Origin of the sequence: Pantoea sp. EKM21T (assembly GCF_011800405.1) — a bacterium.
GTDB lineage: Bacteria > Pseudomonadota > Gammaproteobacteria > Enterobacterales > Enterobacteriaceae > Pantoea > Pantoea agglomerans.
Genome location: NZ_JAALFV010000013.1, coordinates 26,453 through 43,334 on the forward strand (window position 1 = coordinate 26,453; position 16,882 = coordinate 43,334).

The 16,882-nt window shown below is 57.5% G+C and carries 12 protein-coding genes; all 12 read left to right on the forward strand.

Features of this window, described 5'->3' with window-relative positions; translation table 11 throughout:
- Window positions 1-7: 7 nt before the first annotated feature.
- The 12 genes from HFD87_RS20610 (at window position 8) to mobF (ending at window position 16,821) form a co-directional block, all read left to right on the forward strand.
- A complete protein-coding gene (locus HFD87_RS20610; protein WP_167423868.1) occupies window positions 8-475 on the forward strand; it encodes a hypothetical protein in 468 nt (155 codons plus the stop codon).
- Complete coding sequence (locus HFD87_RS20615) at window positions 472-684, forward strand: hypothetical protein (RefSeq protein WP_033774274.1); 213 nt, start codon at window positions 472-474, stop codon at window positions 682-684. Before HFD87_RS20610 ends, HFD87_RS20615 begins: the two co-directional genes overlap by 4 nt.
- Window positions 674-1,297 (forward strand): F-type conjugal transfer protein TrbB, encoded by a 624-nt coding sequence (trbB, locus tag HFD87_RS20620; protein ID WP_033774272.1) that lies wholly within the window; start codon window positions 674-676, stop codon window positions 1,295-1,297. Before HFD87_RS20615 ends, trbB begins: the two co-directional genes overlap by 11 nt.
- 31 nt (window positions 1,298-1,328) lie before the next feature.
- Window positions 1,329-1,607: a hypothetical protein gene (locus tag HFD87_RS20625; RefSeq protein ID WP_033781222.1), complete on the forward strand. Its 279-nt coding sequence runs from the start codon at window positions 1,329-1,331 to the stop codon at window positions 1,605-1,607.
- 34 nt (window positions 1,608-1,641) lie between these two features.
- Window positions 1,642-3,009 carry a conjugal transfer pilus assembly protein TraH gene (traH, locus tag HFD87_RS20630; RefSeq protein ID WP_033774268.1) on the forward strand — a complete coding sequence of 456 codons (1,368 nt, stop codon included), beginning with the start codon at window positions 1,642-1,644 and terminating at the stop codon, window positions 3,007-3,009.
- Entirely contained in the window at window positions 3,002-6,061 is a 3,060-nt protein-coding gene (gene traG / locus HFD87_RS20635; RefSeq protein ID WP_167423869.1) for a conjugal transfer mating-pair stabilization protein TraG, read from the forward strand. Before traH ends, traG begins: the two co-directional genes overlap by 8 nt.
- A 22-nt stretch (window positions 6,062-6,083) precedes the next feature.
- On the forward strand, window positions 6,084-6,653 hold the full coding sequence (locus HFD87_RS20640) for a hypothetical protein (RefSeq protein ID WP_137230252.1): 570 nt from the start codon (window positions 6,084-6,086) through the stop codon (window positions 6,651-6,653).
- 131 nt (window positions 6,654-6,784) lie between these two features.
- Window positions 6,785-7,516, forward strand: a complete 732-nt coding sequence (gene traT, locus HFD87_RS20645; protein ID WP_167423870.1) for a complement resistance protein TraT — start codon at window positions 6,785-6,787, stop codon at window positions 7,514-7,516.
- Window positions 7,517-7,595: 79 nt separating this feature from the next.
- Window positions 7,596-7,847, forward strand: coding sequence for a hypothetical protein (locus HFD87_RS20650; RefSeq protein WP_167423871.1), 252 nt, complete (start codon window positions 7,596-7,598; stop codon window positions 7,845-7,847).
- A 344-nt stretch (window positions 7,848-8,191) separates the two neighbouring features.
- Window positions 8,192-8,491: a hypothetical protein gene (locus HFD87_RS20655; protein ID WP_243207493.1), complete on the forward strand. Its 300-nt coding sequence runs from the start codon at window positions 8,192-8,194 to the stop codon at window positions 8,489-8,491.
- 168 nt (window positions 8,492-8,659) lie between these two features.
- A complete protein-coding gene (gene traD / locus HFD87_RS20660) occupies window positions 8,660-11,191 on the forward strand; it encodes a type IV conjugative transfer system coupling protein TraD (RefSeq protein WP_167423872.1) in 2,532 nt (843 codons plus the stop codon).
- Window positions 11,188-16,821 carry a MobF family relaxase gene (gene mobF / locus HFD87_RS20665; protein WP_167423873.1) on the forward strand — a complete coding sequence of 1,878 codons (5,634 nt, stop codon included), beginning with the start codon at window positions 11,188-11,190 and terminating at the stop codon, window positions 16,819-16,821. The genes traD and mobF overlap by 4 nt, the downstream gene beginning before the upstream one ends.
- Window positions 16,822-16,882 lie beyond the last annotated feature (61 nt).

A 16,882-nucleotide genomic window follows, 5' to 3' on the forward strand; every position in this document is an offset into this window, starting at 1 on the left:
CCTGATTATGCTGACACTCTCACCTGTCTGGCACGGGCGGCTGCGCGCTGCGCGGCTGGTACAAAACCTCCTGCTGCAGACGCTCGTTATCCATCCGGCGCTGCTGTTCTTTCTGCTGTTCCTGCTCAGTGCACGCGGTGCCGGTGGTGCCGGGCAGATGCTTGTGAACGAGGCCGAAAGGCTGATGCGCGATGCCCCGGCGGGGCAGGTGTGGAGTTGCACCTCACGGGTTTTGAGGGAGGCCGGGCAGTCGGTTCCTGATACGTCGCGGGATAAGACCGCATCGGTCAGCAGAGAAATTAAGCCTGCACCCCCGCCCGTCGCGTGTGTGAAGGCGGCAGAGAGCCGTGAGGCATGGGCAACAGAGACCAACAGTACGCTGCGCGGCCTTTACTTTAGCGGCGTACTATTTTCCATTATTGCCGGCGTGGCGGTGCGGGCCCTGCGCCGCCACGCTCAGGGAGTCCGTTTATGAACCGCTTACCTCTTATCATCCTCCTGTTTATGGCAGGCATCATTTTTAACTGCCTGCGCCAGCTGCTGGCATGGTCAGTCAGCTTCACCTATGACGTGCTTGCCGGCGTTTCAGTAGCCTGTCTGATTCTGGTTACGCTGGGCCTCATCGCGGAGCTGGTAGCCTGGCGAAGGTCGCGCCGCAGCCGGGGAGGCCATCATGAGGCTTAATGTGCTGGTGACGATACTGCTGACGCTGCCTGTATTCGCACAGGCGTCTGTGGCCTCGGACATTGCTGCGCTGGAGCAGGCGAAGGGGCAGCGCGGTGCGCAGCTGCCGGATTTCGGACTGCCCGGAACGCGCATGGTGCGTGCGGCACCTGCAAAGCCGCCCAGAATGATGACCCTTACCGACGGGCGTCAGGTAAACCTGAACGACTATGCGGTGGTGGTTTTTATGCAGCGCGGCTGTCAGTACAGCGCGAAGTTCGACCCGCTGCTGAAGGCCTGGGCGGATGAGGCGGGAATAAAGGTGTATCCCTACAGCCTTGACGGCTACGGGGATGCGGCTTTTCCGGTGGCGCTTATCCCGCGTAAGGCGGGACCGAATGAGCCCATTGCCGGTGAAATTCTGACGTTCTTCGGTAACGGCCTGCCCATCGCCACGCCGACCACCTTTATGGTCAACGTGAACACCAACGTGGCCTACCCGCTGTTTCAGGGGGAAACGGATATGGGAACGATGAGCCAGCGCCTGGCGCAGATGATCGAAGCCGATATCGACAACCTCCCGCCGGATACGCTGGGTCCGGTACCCAGCAGCGCCTCACTGACCCCACAATAATTCAGGCGGCTGTGCCGCTCACGGAATACCCATGACTGAAAAACCTTTAACGCTCTCGCGACTTGAGACTGCGCTGCTGCTTGTCTGCGCCTCGCTGCTGGCTGCTGCCGGAATTTATGCCTGGCTCGCCTGCGACCTTGCTGGCCCGATAATCGGCATGACTTACGGTTCTGATGCGCTGGTCCTCAGCGGTCTTCAGCTTTATCCGCTGCTGTTCCTGCTTTCCCTTGCCGGTGGCTTAGGTTGCGGCGTACTAACCAGCATCACACTGCGTCGGCACGGATTTATGGCTGACCGGAGTTTTCAATGACAGAACGTTCACATTTACAGACGGGGAAAACACCATGAATCTGCGTCAGTTCCTCACAGGCGCTCTGGCTGCCCTTACACTGAACGTGCCGGCTTTTGCCGATGTGCAGGGCGACCTGAACGGCTACTTTGGCAGCCTCGGCTTTGACGGCAACGTCTCAAAGGCGCAGGCATGGCAAGGTCAGGCTGCAGGCTACGTTACCGGCGGCTCCATCTATCTGCGTAACCCGGTCAAACAGGTGCAGCTAATCTCGATGCAGGTACCGTCACTCAACGCTGGCTGCGGCGGCATTGACTCCTATCTGGGGGCTTTTTCCTATATCAACGGCGCGGAACTGCAGCGATTCGTGAAGCAGATCATGAGTAATGCGGCGGGCTACGCCTTTGATCTAGCACTGCAGACGATGGTGCCGGAACTCAAGCAGGCCAAAGACTTTTTGCAGAAACTCGCCTCGGACGTGAACTCCGCCAACATGAGCTCCTGTCAGGCAGCGCAGGGTATCATCGGCGGCCTATGGCCGGTGTCTCAGGTTTCGAACCAGAAAATTTGTCAGGACATTGCGGGTGAGAGCAACATCTTTTCCGACTGGGCCGCGTCGCGTCAGGGTTGCACCGTGGGCGGTCAGGGTGACAGCGTCACTGGCCGGGCTTCCGACAACATGAAGGACCAGGTGCTGAAAAATAAGAACCTCATCTGGGACGCACTGGGCCGTAACCATCTGTTTGATGGTAACCGCCAGCTGAAGGAACTGGTGATGAGCGTGGTGGGTTCCATCATTTTTAACAAAGCAGGGCAGGTCACCGTTCTGACTCCTCTCGTTGATAATCGCGACATTATTACCGTGCTGATGCGCGGCGGCACCGCGAAAATGTACGGCTGTGACGAACAGGACCTGTGCCTCGGGCCGACAGTGGCCAGCGTCACGATCAGCAGTGATGTGGCACTGGTAACGCAGGTAAGAAACCTGATGATTTCCATCGACAGCAAGCTCACCGCTGACACTGGCCTGTCTGACAGAGAGAAGGGCTTCATTAATACCACCTCTGTGCCGGTGCTGAAATACCTGACTAACTCACGCAGCATGGGAATGAGCCCTACCTACCTGATACAAGTCGCCGACTTTATTGCGCAGGACATGATGATTCAGTACCTGCAGGAGCTGGTAAAGCAGGCGAGCCAGTCACTGGCTGGTAAAAACTTCCCCGAGCAGGCGGCCGGCGAACTTCGTAACAACGTGCTGGCTGCTACCTCGCTGCTGGCACAGATGAAGTTGCAGAGCACCGCCGACCAGAACGCACTGGACGGCATCGATCGCAATATGCAGTACCTGCAGCAGCAGGTATCGACCATTATCTCGACGTCCTATCAGGGCAACTATCAGTGGGGAACGGGCAATGACTGAGGTCTGGACCATCTACGGCGGTGATATGTGGCGGCAGGTGTTTAACGGCGTCGTCACCGTCATCGGCAGCGACACTTATGACACATTAAAACGTATCGCCGGACTCTTCGGCGTACTGGGCGTGATCTTCAGTTTTATCAAATCGCGTAATCCGATGGTGTTTGCCAGCTGGCTGGCCATCTTTTTTGTCATCACCTCGGTGCTGCTCGTTCCGAAGCGCAGCATACAGATACTTGATGTTACAGACCCGGCGGCAGTTTATCAGGTCGATAACGTGCCGGCCGGCCTGGCCTTCATCGCCGGCCTGACCACGTCCGTGCAGTTCGGGGTGGCGCAGCTTTATGAGTACAGCTTCTCGCGGCCGGACTCGCTGACCTATACGAAGTCTGGCATGCTTTTCGGTTCACAAATTGTTGCGCAGTCTACGGACTTCCGGTCACAGAATCCGCAACTGGCCGGAATGCTTACCGACTACGTGGAAAATTGCGTGGTGGGCGATATCCTGCTGAATAACAAGTACACCGTGTCGCAGTTGCTGAACAGCACCGATCCGCTGACGCTGATTACGAATAACCCGAGTCCGCTGCGCGGTCTGTACCAGGATACTGGCAGCGGCCGGCAGTTCATCACCTGCCAGCAGGCGGCTGCCGTCGTCAAAAACCTGATCGGAGCTGACGTACGCATTGGCGGTACGACCTGGCATGCGCTGGCAACGCGCGTATTCGGCAGCCGCGTCAGCGGGGATACACTGCTCGGCAACGCAATGGATGATAGCTACAACTTCTTCTATGCAGGCGGCCTGAGTGCATCGCAAATCATGCGTAACAACATCACTAATGCGGCCATCCGGGACGGCTGGAAAGGTTTTGCTGCCCGCTCTTCGGATACGGCCAACCTGCTGAATCTTGCCACCGAGTCCAGTATGACCAAGCAACGCATCAGCTGGGGTGCAGGCGGCGTGATAGCCTCGCGGACACTGCCGATGTTCCAGTCACTGATGATGCTGGTACTGATTGCGCTGTTCCCGCTGGTGATTGCGCTGGCACTGGTGAACCACGACATCTTCGGGCTTAAAACGCTGAAGTTGTACGCTGGCGGTTTCGTTTACTTCACGATGTGGCCGGTTATGTTTGCCATCCTTAACTCGCTGGCCAACTTCTACCTGCAGACTAAGACCGGTGCCACCCCACTTGTGCTGGCAAATCAGGATCTGGTCGCCCTGCAGCACTCGGACGCGGCCAACATCGCTGGCTATCTGAGCATGTCGATACCGGTGCTGGCCTTTTTCCTGACTAAAGGCGCGGCATCGGTAGCTTCACAGGCCGTAGGTGGGGTAATGAGTTCGGCGGCGTTTGCGACCGGCGGACAAGCTTCCACGACAGCTGACGGCAACTGGTCGTTTAACAACATGTCGATGGATAACGTCAGCGCCAACAAGTTTGACACCAACATGCTGCGCCGCTCGGGGTCTCAGGGCTTCCAAACCGGTAATAACGCGATGATGACGCAGACGGCGGACGGCCATACCGTAGTGGATACCAGCCAGGCGATATCTAACCTGCCGGTCAGCATGCGCCTCAGCTCCCTTGCCAGCAGCGGGTTCTCCGAGCAGGCGCGGCAGGCACAGCAGCAGGCGCAGAGCTCTCTTGATGGCTATAACCACAGCGTGACCAGTGGTTTCCAGCAGATGAACCAGCTGACGCAGCAGAGTGGCAACAGCGACAGCGTGACGCAGGGCAGCGACAACAGCGTGGCAACGAACTTCTCCAGAGGCGCGAGCAAAATGCAGTCGGCTGTTGAGAGCTATGCGAAGTCGCATAATGTTTCTGAACAGCAGGCGTATAACCAGCTAATGGACATTACTAATCAGGGTGGTGTGGGTGCGGGTGCCAGAGGCTATGTGAAATTTGACTCAGGTGACCAACTTGCCGGCAAACTGGGCAAGTGGGCGACCGGCCTCAGTGCCGGGGGCGAAGCAAACGTCAATACGGACTGGCGCCATACGTCTGGCAGCTCGCACGGGACGCAGGACAGCCACGCTGAGGGCCGCGATAACCGTAAGGATCAGAGCAGTCAGGAAGCCCGTGACTTCCGCGAGGGTGTGGACATGGTCACCTCAACCCGCCTGAGCGATTCGGGGAGTCATACTGATAATCAGTCCAGCTCGAATGCTCAGCAGTTCGCAGCGACGCTTAATGATGCGAAGAGTCAGTACCATCAGTACACCGAGAGCAGCACGCGCAGTCAGGAGTTCAGCCGCATGGCCACGCTGTCACAGACGCAGAGCGCCAGCCTGGATGCTAACTACAATCAGGAGTTTGTGGACTGGACGACGGCGAAATATGGCAGTGATGCGCAGAACATCCTGACCAACGTCAGAAGCGCTCAGGGTGCGGCCACCGAATTTATGCACGAGCGGCTTGAGCCGGAAATCATGCGTAACTATGGCGCAAGGACAGACCAGGTTAACAGCGAGCCGCTGCAGCCTGCCCGTTCGCTGGATGCCGCCGGGACATCTTCGGGCGGGGGAGCACCGCTTCATGCCGGGACGCAGTCGTCCGGAGACGCTCTGTCGGGTTCACCTTCGGCTCATGGCCATGAACGAGTCCGCGGAGCGTCGCCGGAATCTGTCATCACAAATGGCCGCACAACTGAAGTCAGCGCGCATCAGGGAGAACGAAACCTCAGCGCTCAGGCCGGTGCACCTTCACAGGAAATGAGAGATGATTTCCGCAGCGGGTCCAGACGTGTGAGCGAGCAGGCCGCAGGGGCCGGCATCCAGAGTAACGTTGCTAATCAGGTCGCAGCACAAAGATCTGGCCTTATGGAAACTCTCAGGGAAAATGACGGGAAAATCGCCGAAAATAAAACCACTGTTCAGACGTCCAGTGATATACTCAGAAATGAGCATCAGGGTGCGGTCAGGAGTCAGCAGATAGGCCGTACTGAAGAGGATATTAGGCAAACTAAACCAGGCTTTGATCATGCGGAAACCGACGCCTTTGAGAAGAAATTAAAAGAGCTTAGGGAGCAGCAGAAAAAAGCCTCTTGATGAATGTGAAGGGAGAACGCAGATGGCAAACTTAACTGCAGCACAAGTTGAAGCGGACGTCGATCTTTTGATGGGCTGCTTAGGGGCTAATCATCGAGAAATTCCTTCGGCGGCTTCCTTGTCGAAAAGAAGTTCAATATTGCCACTTTTTGCTGCTGTGTTAAGCGTCTTAAGTACCATTATCTTTTATGTTTCTTATTATAAAGATGATGCATCTATTGCAGGCTTTTTGAACTTTTTTGCTTCGGAAGGTTGGTACTTAGTGGCCATTACTGCAGGTATAGGATTGTTTGTTTTTCTTATGACATATAACAACCAACTCACCTACCTATCTTTACCATCAAACCTTAGAAATGAGTCGTTGATAATTAGTCATATCGGCAAGATAGTAAGAAAATCGGTCATAATTTTTTGTTCACTAATGATTTTGAGTAGCTTACTTTCCGGGGTTTCTGTTTGGTTTGCCTTAGCAGTTCCAGCTTTATTATTAATGTTGTTTGTGATTACAAGCATATTAGTCTCCGCTGAAATTAACCGACTCGGAGCCGGTCTGGCTCTTGAGAAAATCAGCAATCTTATCAAAAAGATTTAAGTTCTCACGGCGTCTGCCGATACCCCTTCCGGCACTCTGACGGAAGGGGTTTTCTTAATAACCCCCCTTATTAATACAGCGTGCCCCGGGGCGCGCCAGTCCCGTTTTTTCCGTTTAACAAGGATACGTCAATGAAAAACCGCAATGCCTTCGTGGCAGCGATTGCTGCTGCCTCTCTGATGCTTTCCGGCTGTAGTGCTATGAGCACTGCCATCAAAAAACGCAATCTCGACGTCAAAACGCAGATGAGCCAGACAGTGTGGCTGGAGCCTTCCAGCCAGAAAACCGTGTACCTGCAGGTGCGTAACACATCTGACAAGGACATGAGCGATCTGGAGCCGATGCTGGCACAGGACCTGCGGGCCAAAGGCTACACCGTGACTTCAAATCCTGACTCTGCCTACTACTGGATTCAGGCCAATGTCCTGAAGGCAGAAAAGATGGACTTACGTCAGGCACAGGGATTTCTGTCGACCGGATATGAAGGTGCCGCTACCGGCGCCGCGCTGGGTGCAGGCATTACTGCCTATAACAGCACATCCGGCGGGGCAATCCTTGGGGTAGGTCTGGCGGCGGGCCTTGCCGGAATGGCGGCGGATGCTCTGGTTGAAGACACAAACTATACGATGGTGACCGATCTGCAAATTTCTGAGCGCAGCAAGGCGTCAGTGACAACTGACAACGTAGCAGCACTGCGTCAGGGCTCCTCGGGCATCAAGCTGCAGACCAGCAGCGAAGATGGCAATCGTATGAAGTACCAGACCCGCGTTGTCTCAAATGCCAACAAAGTAAACCTGAAGTTCGAAGAGGCAAAGCCGGTGCTTGAAGCGCAGCTGGCCAAATCCGTTGCAGGCATCATGTAACGGATAAAGTCACTGATCACGGGAGCGAACAGTGCGAAGACGAATCGAGGATGTTGCAGCCTGGCTACCAGCACATGTAATGATCACACTGCTCGGTGGCATCTGCACACTGTTGTTAGCGAAGGTTACAGAGAACTGGCTCCCGGGGCGGTTTATCAGCGCAATGCATGAATACAGCGGCACATCAGTTGCGGTTAATTCTGATGGTTTCTTCCGGTTTGTCGTCGCAGCCGTGCTTCTTTATGTTTTGTCGATAGCATCCTGCGGAATAACCATTGCACTGGCGCTCTGGAATATCTTACGCCTTATCTGGAGACTTGCAGGCCGCTGAAATTCCTGGTATTAAATAATGACCGGTTGCAAAACCGGCGGCATGCGCCTTAAGGGGAAATAAGAAATCTCTCCTGACAACGAGGCGCCTGCCGATCCCCCGTCTGCGCCCCCAGGCAGCTGACACCAGGGCAGCATCAACACCACGGGTGCTGCCCTCCTCCCTTACGGGACCTCATATTTACACGCGTCTCCCTGATGCACAGGGTAGCGGAAGCGTGGCTCAGATTCGCCGGATATCCCCCCGCATGCTGCACTGGCAGGCTTCTGCGCGGGTGGCGCACGTCCGGGAATGTGCTGTACCTGTACTGACCCTCCTTTCTTAACTTTCTTAAGGAAAAACCTATGCTCACTCTCAGCGGTGCGGCTCGCACCTTTATTGTCTGGTTAACCCTGTTTTTCGCCTGGAGTGCCATCGTGCTGTGGCAGTTCGGGCCGGATATCGTAAAAACCATCATGTCGCACAGCCAGTTGTTTGCCTGGGACCTCACCACCCGTATGGTGCAGGGCGACATGATGCCCCCGGGCATTATTACGCTGCTGCTGGTTTTGCTGGTGCTGACGGCCGGCTGCGTGCTGTCAGCGCTCACGCTGGCCTGCTGGCCTGCTGGAATCTGGCCATCTTCACCTGTGGTATCCCTGTGATAGCTGGCTTCTGGCTGCTGCGCCGTACGGGGCTTATCCGCACCCCCACGTCCGTCACGCTGAAATAATCTCAGGGGCCTGAGCGGCCCTCTCTGCCACTTTTCTTTCTGCCGTCAGCCTGCCCGGTTTTCCGGGCGGGCTGCGCCTGCGTGCTTTCCGGAGTTCCCCATGAGTTTTACACCCAAATACCTGACGCAGGGCGGCCAGATGACGGCCTACCGACTGCGCATGTTTGTTCAGGTCAGCAACTGGATATTCCACTGGATGCTGCTGCTTTTCGTTGTGGCCACCGGCGTGCTGTTCTGGCTGACGACGCCCGACGACGTGCTGCGCAACGGCTTCTGGTACTGGGCAGCGTGGCCCAGCCACTCACTGCTTGGCCTCTCACCGCGCGCGGCCGAAGCCACCTGGGACGTTATCTGGCACTGCGGCGAAGGTGCGCAGTTATGCACCATTAAGCTGACGCCGGCGCAGCTGCTGGCCAATCCGTGGATGCAGGACATGGGCCGCCAGTTTCTGGCGAACCTGCGCTTTATCGCCAGCGCCTGTGGTATCACCGCCAGCCTGCTCTGGTGCCTCATCGCCTGGTACGTGGGTCGCATCGGTAAAAAGGAGAGTGAGGACGAGTTTATCTCTGGCATGACCCTCACCGACAAGCCCAAAGAGGTAAACCGGCTGCTTAAAAAAGCCGGCCAGAAGTCCGATCTGCAGATAGCTGGACTGAACATGGTGAAGAACGCCGAGATCATGAACTTCCTCATTCACGGCACCGTTAACGTGGGCAAGTCCACGCTCATTCGCTGGCTGCTGGACTACATCCGCCGGCGCGGCGACCGTGCGATCATTTATGACTCCGGCGGTACCTTTATTGAGACCCACTACGACGAGCGCATCGACAAAATCCTCTGCGCGCATGATAAGCGCTGTGAGAACTGGGTGTTGTGGCGCGAAGCGCAGGACGTGGTGGACTACGAGAATATGACGGCCGCGCTGATGCCGGTTGAAGGTGACTCCGACCCGTTCTGGGTATCTTCATCGCGCACCATCTTCAGCGACACGGCCATGCAGTTCGCGTCCCGTCCGGACCGCAGTATTGAGGCATTCCTGAAGACCTGCCTGTCCATCGATCTGAAAAGCCTGCGCGAGTTTCTGAAAAACACCCCGTCGGCCAACCTGGTCGAGGAGAAAATTGAGAAGACCGCCATCTCCATCCGCTCGGTGCTGACCAACTATGCCAAGTCCCTGCGCTACCTGCAGGGACTGGATAAGGAGGGAAAGCCAGAGTTTAGCATCCGCGAGTGGATGACCGACGCACAGTACGACAGCAGTTGGCTGTTTATCTCCACCACGGCCCGCCACCGCAAGGCGGTGCGCCCGCTGATCACCATGTGGCTGTCGATGGCCACGCTGCTGCTGCAGAGCATGGGAGAGGACAGTGAGCGCCGCGTATGGGTCGTCGGCGATGAGATTGCCGGCCTGCAGAAGATACCGGAGCTCAACGAAACGCTGGCCGAGGGGCGAAAGTTCGGGGCCTGCTTTGTGATTGGCATTCAGAACATGCCGCAGCTGATCCACATTTACGGCCGCGAGATGGCCAAAGCCATCTTTGACCTGCTTAACACCCGCGCCTATGGCCGATCGCCGAGCGCTGAGGTGGCAAAAATCGTGGAGGAGGAGCTGGGGCATCAGCGCCGGCGCGAGGCGCGCGAACAGAACAGCTACGGCCTTGACCAGGTGCGCGACGGTATCTCCATCAGTAAGGACAAGGTCAACGAGCCCATCGTGGACTACGACCAGATAATGAAGATGCCTAACCTGCAGTTTTATATCCGCCTGCCGGGCGAATACCCGGTGGTGAAGCTGAACCTGAAGTACCGCCAACAGAAAAAATACCACCCGGCACTGATAGAGCGCGACTTTCGTGACCGGCTGAGTCCAGAACTCGAACGCATCATCGAGAGCAACGAACGGATTTCCCGCGCAGCGAACATTTCGTTTCCGACCGGCGAAGAAATACTTGAAGACGGTGGCCACACCACCGTCACTGCTGTGCCTGAATCTGCAGCTGCCTCGCCGACTGTAGCCCCGGTGATACCTCAAAACCTCACAGAGGGATCAGCAGCGTCAGCTGAATGCAAAGCTGATCCTGCCGTCGAAGTTTCCACTCAAGTGCAAGCGACAGAAGAAACCCCCGCTTCTGCCAGCGAAATGTTGACCACCTCTAACGTCCATCCGTTCGCTCGCCGCGCCACGGTTGAACCCTTGAGTGCGTCTCAGGTCAGGCCGCTGCCTGCCAGGCAAGCCACATCGGACCAAACAACAGAGACAACGCCGGGCCCATCGGCACCAGTAATTCCACAGCCTGATACCGCCCCGAGGCTTTCTCCGCTGGACCGAATCAGGAGGCTGCAGACCGGCAATACGGCAGGCACGACTGAAACCGACAGCGACACATCGGGTGGGGAGGCTCCAGAGCTAAACGTGCAGATGGAAAAAGATGACGGCGGGCGCCTCATTGTCCGGCACATCAGCCCGCGAAAAACGGATCAGGAAAAGCGCGAGGAAGCAGAAGCCAAAAAGTATGGGGATGCCAATGCGCGCATGGCCGACGACGAAAAGAACATCCTGCGACACCGCGACGACTACGAGGCGTATCAGGAGATGAGTGACAGCCTGGACCCGGGAGGGTATGAACGATGATGACCGTTGCTCCGGTGGCTTCGGCCGCCGATGCTGCCGGCTACTACAGCAGCAAGGATAACTACTATTTTCTGGACGATATGCCCACGCAGTGGCTGGGCGAGGGCGCGCGCGAGCTCGGCCTTGAGGGGCCGGTTGACCTTGATACGTTCACGGGCATTCTGCATGGCAATCTGCCCAATGGCGTGACGCTGGGTAAGGAAATGCAGGGCGCGCACGTGCACCGGCCTGGACATGATTTTACCTTTTCAGCACCTAAAAGCGTCTCAATGCTGATCCTTGCCGGCGGCGACAAACGCCTGCTGGAGGCGCACCATGAAGCGGTAAAAGAGACGCTGGCTGTCATGGAGCAGACGGTAAGTGCCCGTGACACGAAGGAGGGCGTCACGCGCATCGTTACCAGCGGTAAAATGGTCGCCGCGCTGTTCACGCACGACACTTCGCGCAACCTCGATCCGCAGATCCATACCCACGCGGTGATGGCTAACGTTACGGAGCTGGACGGCAAGTGGAAGGCGCTGGCCACCGACATCATTCACGGTGCCGGCTTCATCGAGACGGCGTACCGCAACCAGATAACGTACGGCAAAATCTACCGCAACGTGCTGAAGGGCAAGGCTGAGGCGATGGGTTATGAAACCCTCCCCACCGGCGGCCGTCACGATTTGTGGGAAATAAAGGGCTTTACGGAAGATGTGCTGGAAGAATTTTCCTCACGTCACCGGGAAATCCACGCGCGCGCCGGCGAGGATGCCTCGCTGAAAAGCCGCGACGTGGCCGCACTTGATACCCGCCAGCGCAAGCAGGATATCAGCCGCTATGGCGAAGACGAAACCGTACCGGTACGTACCCGGACAGAACCCTCCGCCGTATCCGTGCCGGCTACGCCTGTGCCGGAACACGTGGTCGCTGCAACGGGAAAAGCGGCTGCAACAGCGGATAAAGAACCGGCAACGCCTTCAGCACAGGATAAAAATGTGGCGATTGTCCGGCCCGGACCATCCCCTGTGCACGAGCAGACTGATCCCGTGCCGGAACATGTGGTGGCTGACACCGGAAAAGCCTCTGCAACTGCGGATAAGGAACCCTCAGCGCCGTCAGATCAGATGAAAGATGAGCCGATCGCAAAGCCCGAAACCGCCGATGGCCGCGCACGGCTTCAGGCGCGCTGGCAGCGACAGATGGAGGATACCGGCTTTGATATTCAGGGCGTCATGAATGAGGCCCGCGAACGTGAAAAGTCACGGCCTGAAGCCGGCGAAGCGCAGGAAACGCCCGTGCAGGCGATGGAGGCTGTCCGCACCGCTATTTCTGTACTGAGCGACAGTAAAACGCGATTTACCTATGGGGATCTACTGCTGACCGCTCATAACGCCGGTGAACTGCAGAACAGCATTCCGGACCTGCGCAAAGGGCTGGACCAGGCAATTCGTGACAACCTGCTCGTGCCTCTTGACGGCGATAAAGGCGTATTTACCTCGCACATTCACCTGCTGGATGAGTTGTCGGTACAGGCATTGGTTGCAGATATTCTCAAAGAGAACAGGGTGGTCGATTTCAGACTCAACGGCAATCCTCCCCCCGGACACCTTAAAAACATTGTCCGGGAGCCTGCCGTCATCATCAGTGCACCCGCTTCAGTCGGGCGGCTGCGTGAAGTCACGGAGGAACTGGTGACAATGTCACGCGAACAGGGGCGCGAGGTCAGCGTGCTGACCAGTTCTGCCGAGCGCGCCCTCAGCTTTGCCAAATCACCTGAGCTCAAAGACCGGCTTCTCCACCGCAGCCGGATGCTCGATGGTACCTTCAGCCTGACGCCACAGAGTACGGTCATCGTGGAAAGCGCAGAAAAGCTCAGCCTGAAAGAAATGCTGGTACTTACCGGTGAGGCGCAGTTGCAGAATGCGCAGCTGCTTTTTCTGGACAGCGCCGGGCGGCAGTCAAATGCGAACGCACTGTCCGTACTGACCGCGGCAGGCGTAAAACGTCAGAGCCTCAGCGCATCGCCTGACGCAATTGAGGTCCGCGTGACCAGTATTCAGGACAAGCGCGATCGCTATCAGGCGCTGGCAGAGCGTTTTGCCGGAATGGACCCGGCGGACGGACCCGTTACGGCAGTGGTGACGGGCCCGCGCGAGCAGGCTCAGCTGACCGGTGTCATCCGGAATGCGCTGCAGAATGCCGGCAGGCTGGGGCAGGAGCCGGTCAGTATTGTGGCGCGTACGCCGGTATTTATGACGGCCAAAGAGCGCCGTCTCCCTCAGACCTACCGCGCCGGTATGGTGCTGGAAGACAGGTCGGAGAAAAACGAGACGCGTCACTACGTGATTGATCGCGTGCATGATGAGACCCGCATGCTCTCCCTGATTGACGGGGACGGTGTGCTGTCACGGGTGAAGCTCAGCGCACTTTCAGGCGACTGGCGGCTGTTTACACAGAATGACGTCGGGGTTGCCACCGGGGAGCGCCTGTTTGCGCTCGCCGGCGATAAACATACGGGCCTGAAGGCGCGCGACCGCCTCACGGTTACGGCTATTGAAAACGGAACGCTCGTCGTGCAGCGCGAAGGGCAGAAAAAGCCGCTGCAGCTGGATGCGTCCCGGCCGCTTTATGTGAGTTACGGATACGTCAGCGCTCCGGGCAGCCGCGACAACGACCGGGGTACGGTGCTGGCAAGCCTGGGTGCGCAGGACCTGTCGGTGAACATGATTAATGCGCTGGCGCAGTCAGGCCATGAGGCGGAGATTTTCACGGGTGAGGACCTGAGCCGGGCGGAAGAGAAGCTGGGACGCATACGATCAACGCGCTCGCCGTTATCACTGGTCCGGCAGGCCAGCGGAAAAGAGGATGCCAGCGAGGCCGTGGACACGCTTAACAGGCAGCTACTCTCTGATGCCCGTAAAGCCGTGACGCGAAGCGTGGCGCAGATGCGGGACGTTGCTTTCCCGTGGACGAAGCTGCTGGAGGAGGCGCTGACGTTCAGCGGCAATCTGAAGCTCATTGAAACTGAAATTGGCCGGCAGGTTAAGGAAGGCGATCTCATTGAGGTGCAGACCGGTTCCGGGCCTCACTTCGTTGCGCGCTCCACGTGGGAGATGGAAAAAGCCATTCTCGGTGAAATCGAACGGGGTAAAAACACGCAGGTGCCGCTGATGGCACAGGTAGATCCCGTTCTGCTTTCAGGCCTGACTCAGGGCCAGAAAGAGGCTACCTCACTTATTCTGCAGAGTCCGGACCGCTTTACGGCCGTGCAGGGGTATGCGGGCGTCGGTAAAACCACCCAGTTCAATGCGGTAAAGGCGGCAATCGATACCCTGCCGGCCGACGCGCGCCCGGTCATTGTGGGCCTGGGGCCGACTCACCGGGCGGTCAAAGAGATGGCGGGCACGGGCATTGATGCGCAGACGCTAAAGTCGTTTGTGCTGGACTGGCAGATGCGTAGCGCGGCCGGTGAGGACGTCCGCTATGACAATATGCTGTTCCTTATCGATGAGTCCTCCATGATTGGTAACCAGGATACCGCTGCAGCTTACCGCGCGATCGCTGCCGGCAACGGCCGCGCCGTACCAGTAGGTGACGTCGCGCAGCTGCAGTCGCCCGAGAGCGGTGCGCCGTTCCAGCTGATGCAGGAGCGGAGCCCGATTGACGTGGCGGTGATGAAAGAAATCGTGCGCCAGCGCGATACGGATCTGAAGTCTGCGGTGTACAGCATCATCGGCAATGATTTCGCGGGCGCGCTCAGAAATATTGAAAAAGTTTCTCCGGACGTCGTTCCCCGGCGGCCGGGTACAGTGCTTCCCTCCGGATCAATTGTGCAGTCAGCAGACCCGGTCTCTACTATCGTGGCTGACTTTATGAGCCGCACTGATGAGGCAAGGGAGCAGACCATGATCATGGTACAGCTGCACGCAGACCGCAAAGCCATCAATGAGGGTATTCATGAGGCGATGGTGATAACAAAAGAGCTGGGCGAGGCGCATCGCATCGTCCCTGTCCTGGACCGTATTAATGGCGGGCGGCACGATTTTAACCGTATTGACGACTGGGAAGCCGGGCAGGTGGTTATGGCAAATCAGCGGTATCTGCACGTTACTGGTGTTGATCAGGACAATGGCAACGTCATCCTGAAGGATGAAGCAGGGCGCACGCACTTCTGGTCCCCACAGGAACTTAACGCTACTGAAATCGAGGTTTTTGAAACCCGCTCTATCGAGCTGCGCACGGGTGACAGCGTCCGCCTGAGTAAAACACAGAAGCAGGCCGGTCACGCTGCACACGAACAGTATCGCGTGGAGGAACTGCGTGACACGGGTGAAATTGTCCTGCGTAACGGCAGTGGGGTTAAAGTCATCGATCCGGCGACTACGATTGCAGATCGACACGTGGACTACAGCTGGGCTGTCACCGGCTATGGCGCACAGGGTGCCAGCGCCCGGTACTCACTTGCGCTCGAAGGCGTTGAGGGTGCCCGCAAGCAAATGAGTGGCGCACGTGCGTTTTATATCAACGTCTCGCGTGCAAAGGACCACGTTCAGATAATTACCGATGACAGAGATGGCTGGACAAAGACGCTCGGGGGCAGAAAAAACGAGCCGTCCACGGCGCATGACGCGCTGATGCCGGAGCCGGAGCGCGTTCAGGCCAGGCAAATCTGGGCGATGGGGCAGGCCGCGTCAAAAACGGCCATCGGTCGCGCGTTTCTGCGGTCAAACGGCCTGAGCGGCAGCCCGGTTACTGCCCGTATTATCCCACCGACGCGAAAATTCCCTGAGCCTCATCTGGCCTTGCCGGTGTACGACGGTAACGGTAAAGGGGCGGGCCTGACGATGGTGCCGCTTCGTCCCGGCAGTGGTGAAGTAAGTCGGGGTACCGAAAGGCGGATTATCACTACCGGCGGACAGGCGGCGCTATTGCAGAAAAGCCGGAACGGTGAAACCCTGGTGGTGAACACACTGGACGAGGCGCTCAGCACGGCGAGAAAGCATCCCACGTCCGGCATTCTGCTTAAAACCGGAAACGACTCGCCGTCACAACAGCTGCTAAAGATTTCAGGAGGCCTGGAGCCCGTAGCTGAAACGGTGGTAAGAGCAGCCGTTAATAGTGTGCAGAACAGACCGCCCGTTCCGGAAGATACGGTGTCAACAGCGGTACCTGCCGACATTGGCGACGCTGCTGTCAGAGACCTTGTCAGGAGAGACAGTCATCAGCCTGACGTTCCTGTCGTCCCGGAGGCGCAGATTATGGCCAGTGACAGTCGGGCAGATGTGGCAGGAGAGGAAAAGCTTGCCAAAGACCTCAGTCGGGCTGTTCCACAGGAGATGACAGACAGTGAGAAATCTGAGATCCCAGATGCCAGGTCTGTAACGGACGAGGTGAAACTTGCCGGCCGGGTTCTGGAAGATACCCGGCAGGATTCTCCGGGAATTATCAGGATGCCGGAGGAGAGCCGGGAGCAGCCAGTACATTCGGGCAAGGGCGATACAGAACTGGCTACTGAGCTTTCAGCCGCCGCCCGGACGGAAAGAGAGATTGCGGCAGGTCTCAGCAGGCCGGTTCAGCATGATGCTCCGGAACGAATGCCACCCGAACTGTCACATGCACCCTCAAGGAACATTCAGAAAGAACGTTAAAAATCAGCGTGGCCGCACTCATTGCGGCCGCCTCACCTTCAGTCTGCTCCGGGCAGGCATA

Excerpts from the sequence above, each read along its gene's own strand:
- HFD87_RS20650 (WP_167423871.1), top strand. The coding sequence starts at position 7,596 with ATGATCACACTGCTCGGTGGCATCTGCACACTGTTGTTAGCGAAGGTT.
- trbB (WP_033774272.1), top strand. The coding sequence starts at position 674 with ATGAGGCTTAATGTGCTGGTGACGATACTGCTGACGCTGCCTGTATTC.
- traH (WP_033774268.1), top strand. The coding sequence starts at position 1,642 with ATGAATCTGCGTCAGTTCCTCACAGGCGCTCTGGCTGCCCTTACACTG.
- HFD87_RS20640 (WP_137230252.1), top strand. The coding sequence starts at position 6,084 with ATGGCAAACTTAACTGCAGCACAAGTTGAAGCGGACGTCGATCTTTTG.
- HFD87_RS20610 (WP_167423868.1), top strand. The coding sequence starts at position 8 with ATGCTGACACTCTCACCTGTCTGGCACGGGCGGCTGCGCGCTGCGCGG.
- mobF (WP_167423873.1), top strand. The coding sequence starts at position 11,188 with ATGATGACCGTTGCTCCGGTGGCTTCGGCCGCCGATGCTGCCGGCTAC.
- traG (WP_167423869.1), top strand. The coding sequence starts at position 3,002 with ATGACTGAGGTCTGGACCATCTACGGCGGTGATATGTGGCGGCAGGTG.
- traT (WP_167423870.1), top strand. The coding sequence starts at position 6,785 with ATGAAAAACCGCAATGCCTTCGTGGCAGCGATTGCTGCTGCCTCTCTG.
- traD (WP_167423872.1), top strand. The coding sequence starts at position 8,660 with ATGAGTTTTACACCCAAATACCTGACGCAGGGCGGCCAGATGACGGCC.
- HFD87_RS20625 (WP_033781222.1), top strand. The coding sequence starts at position 1,329 with ATGACTGAAAAACCTTTAACGCTCTCGCGACTTGAGACTGCGCTGCTG.
- HFD87_RS20615 (WP_033774274.1), top strand. The coding sequence starts at position 472 with ATGAACCGCTTACCTCTTATCATCCTCCTGTTTATGGCAGGCATCATT.
- HFD87_RS20655 (WP_243207493.1), top strand. The coding sequence starts at position 8,192 with ATGCTCACTCTCAGCGGTGCGGCTCGCACCTTTATTGTCTGGTTAACC.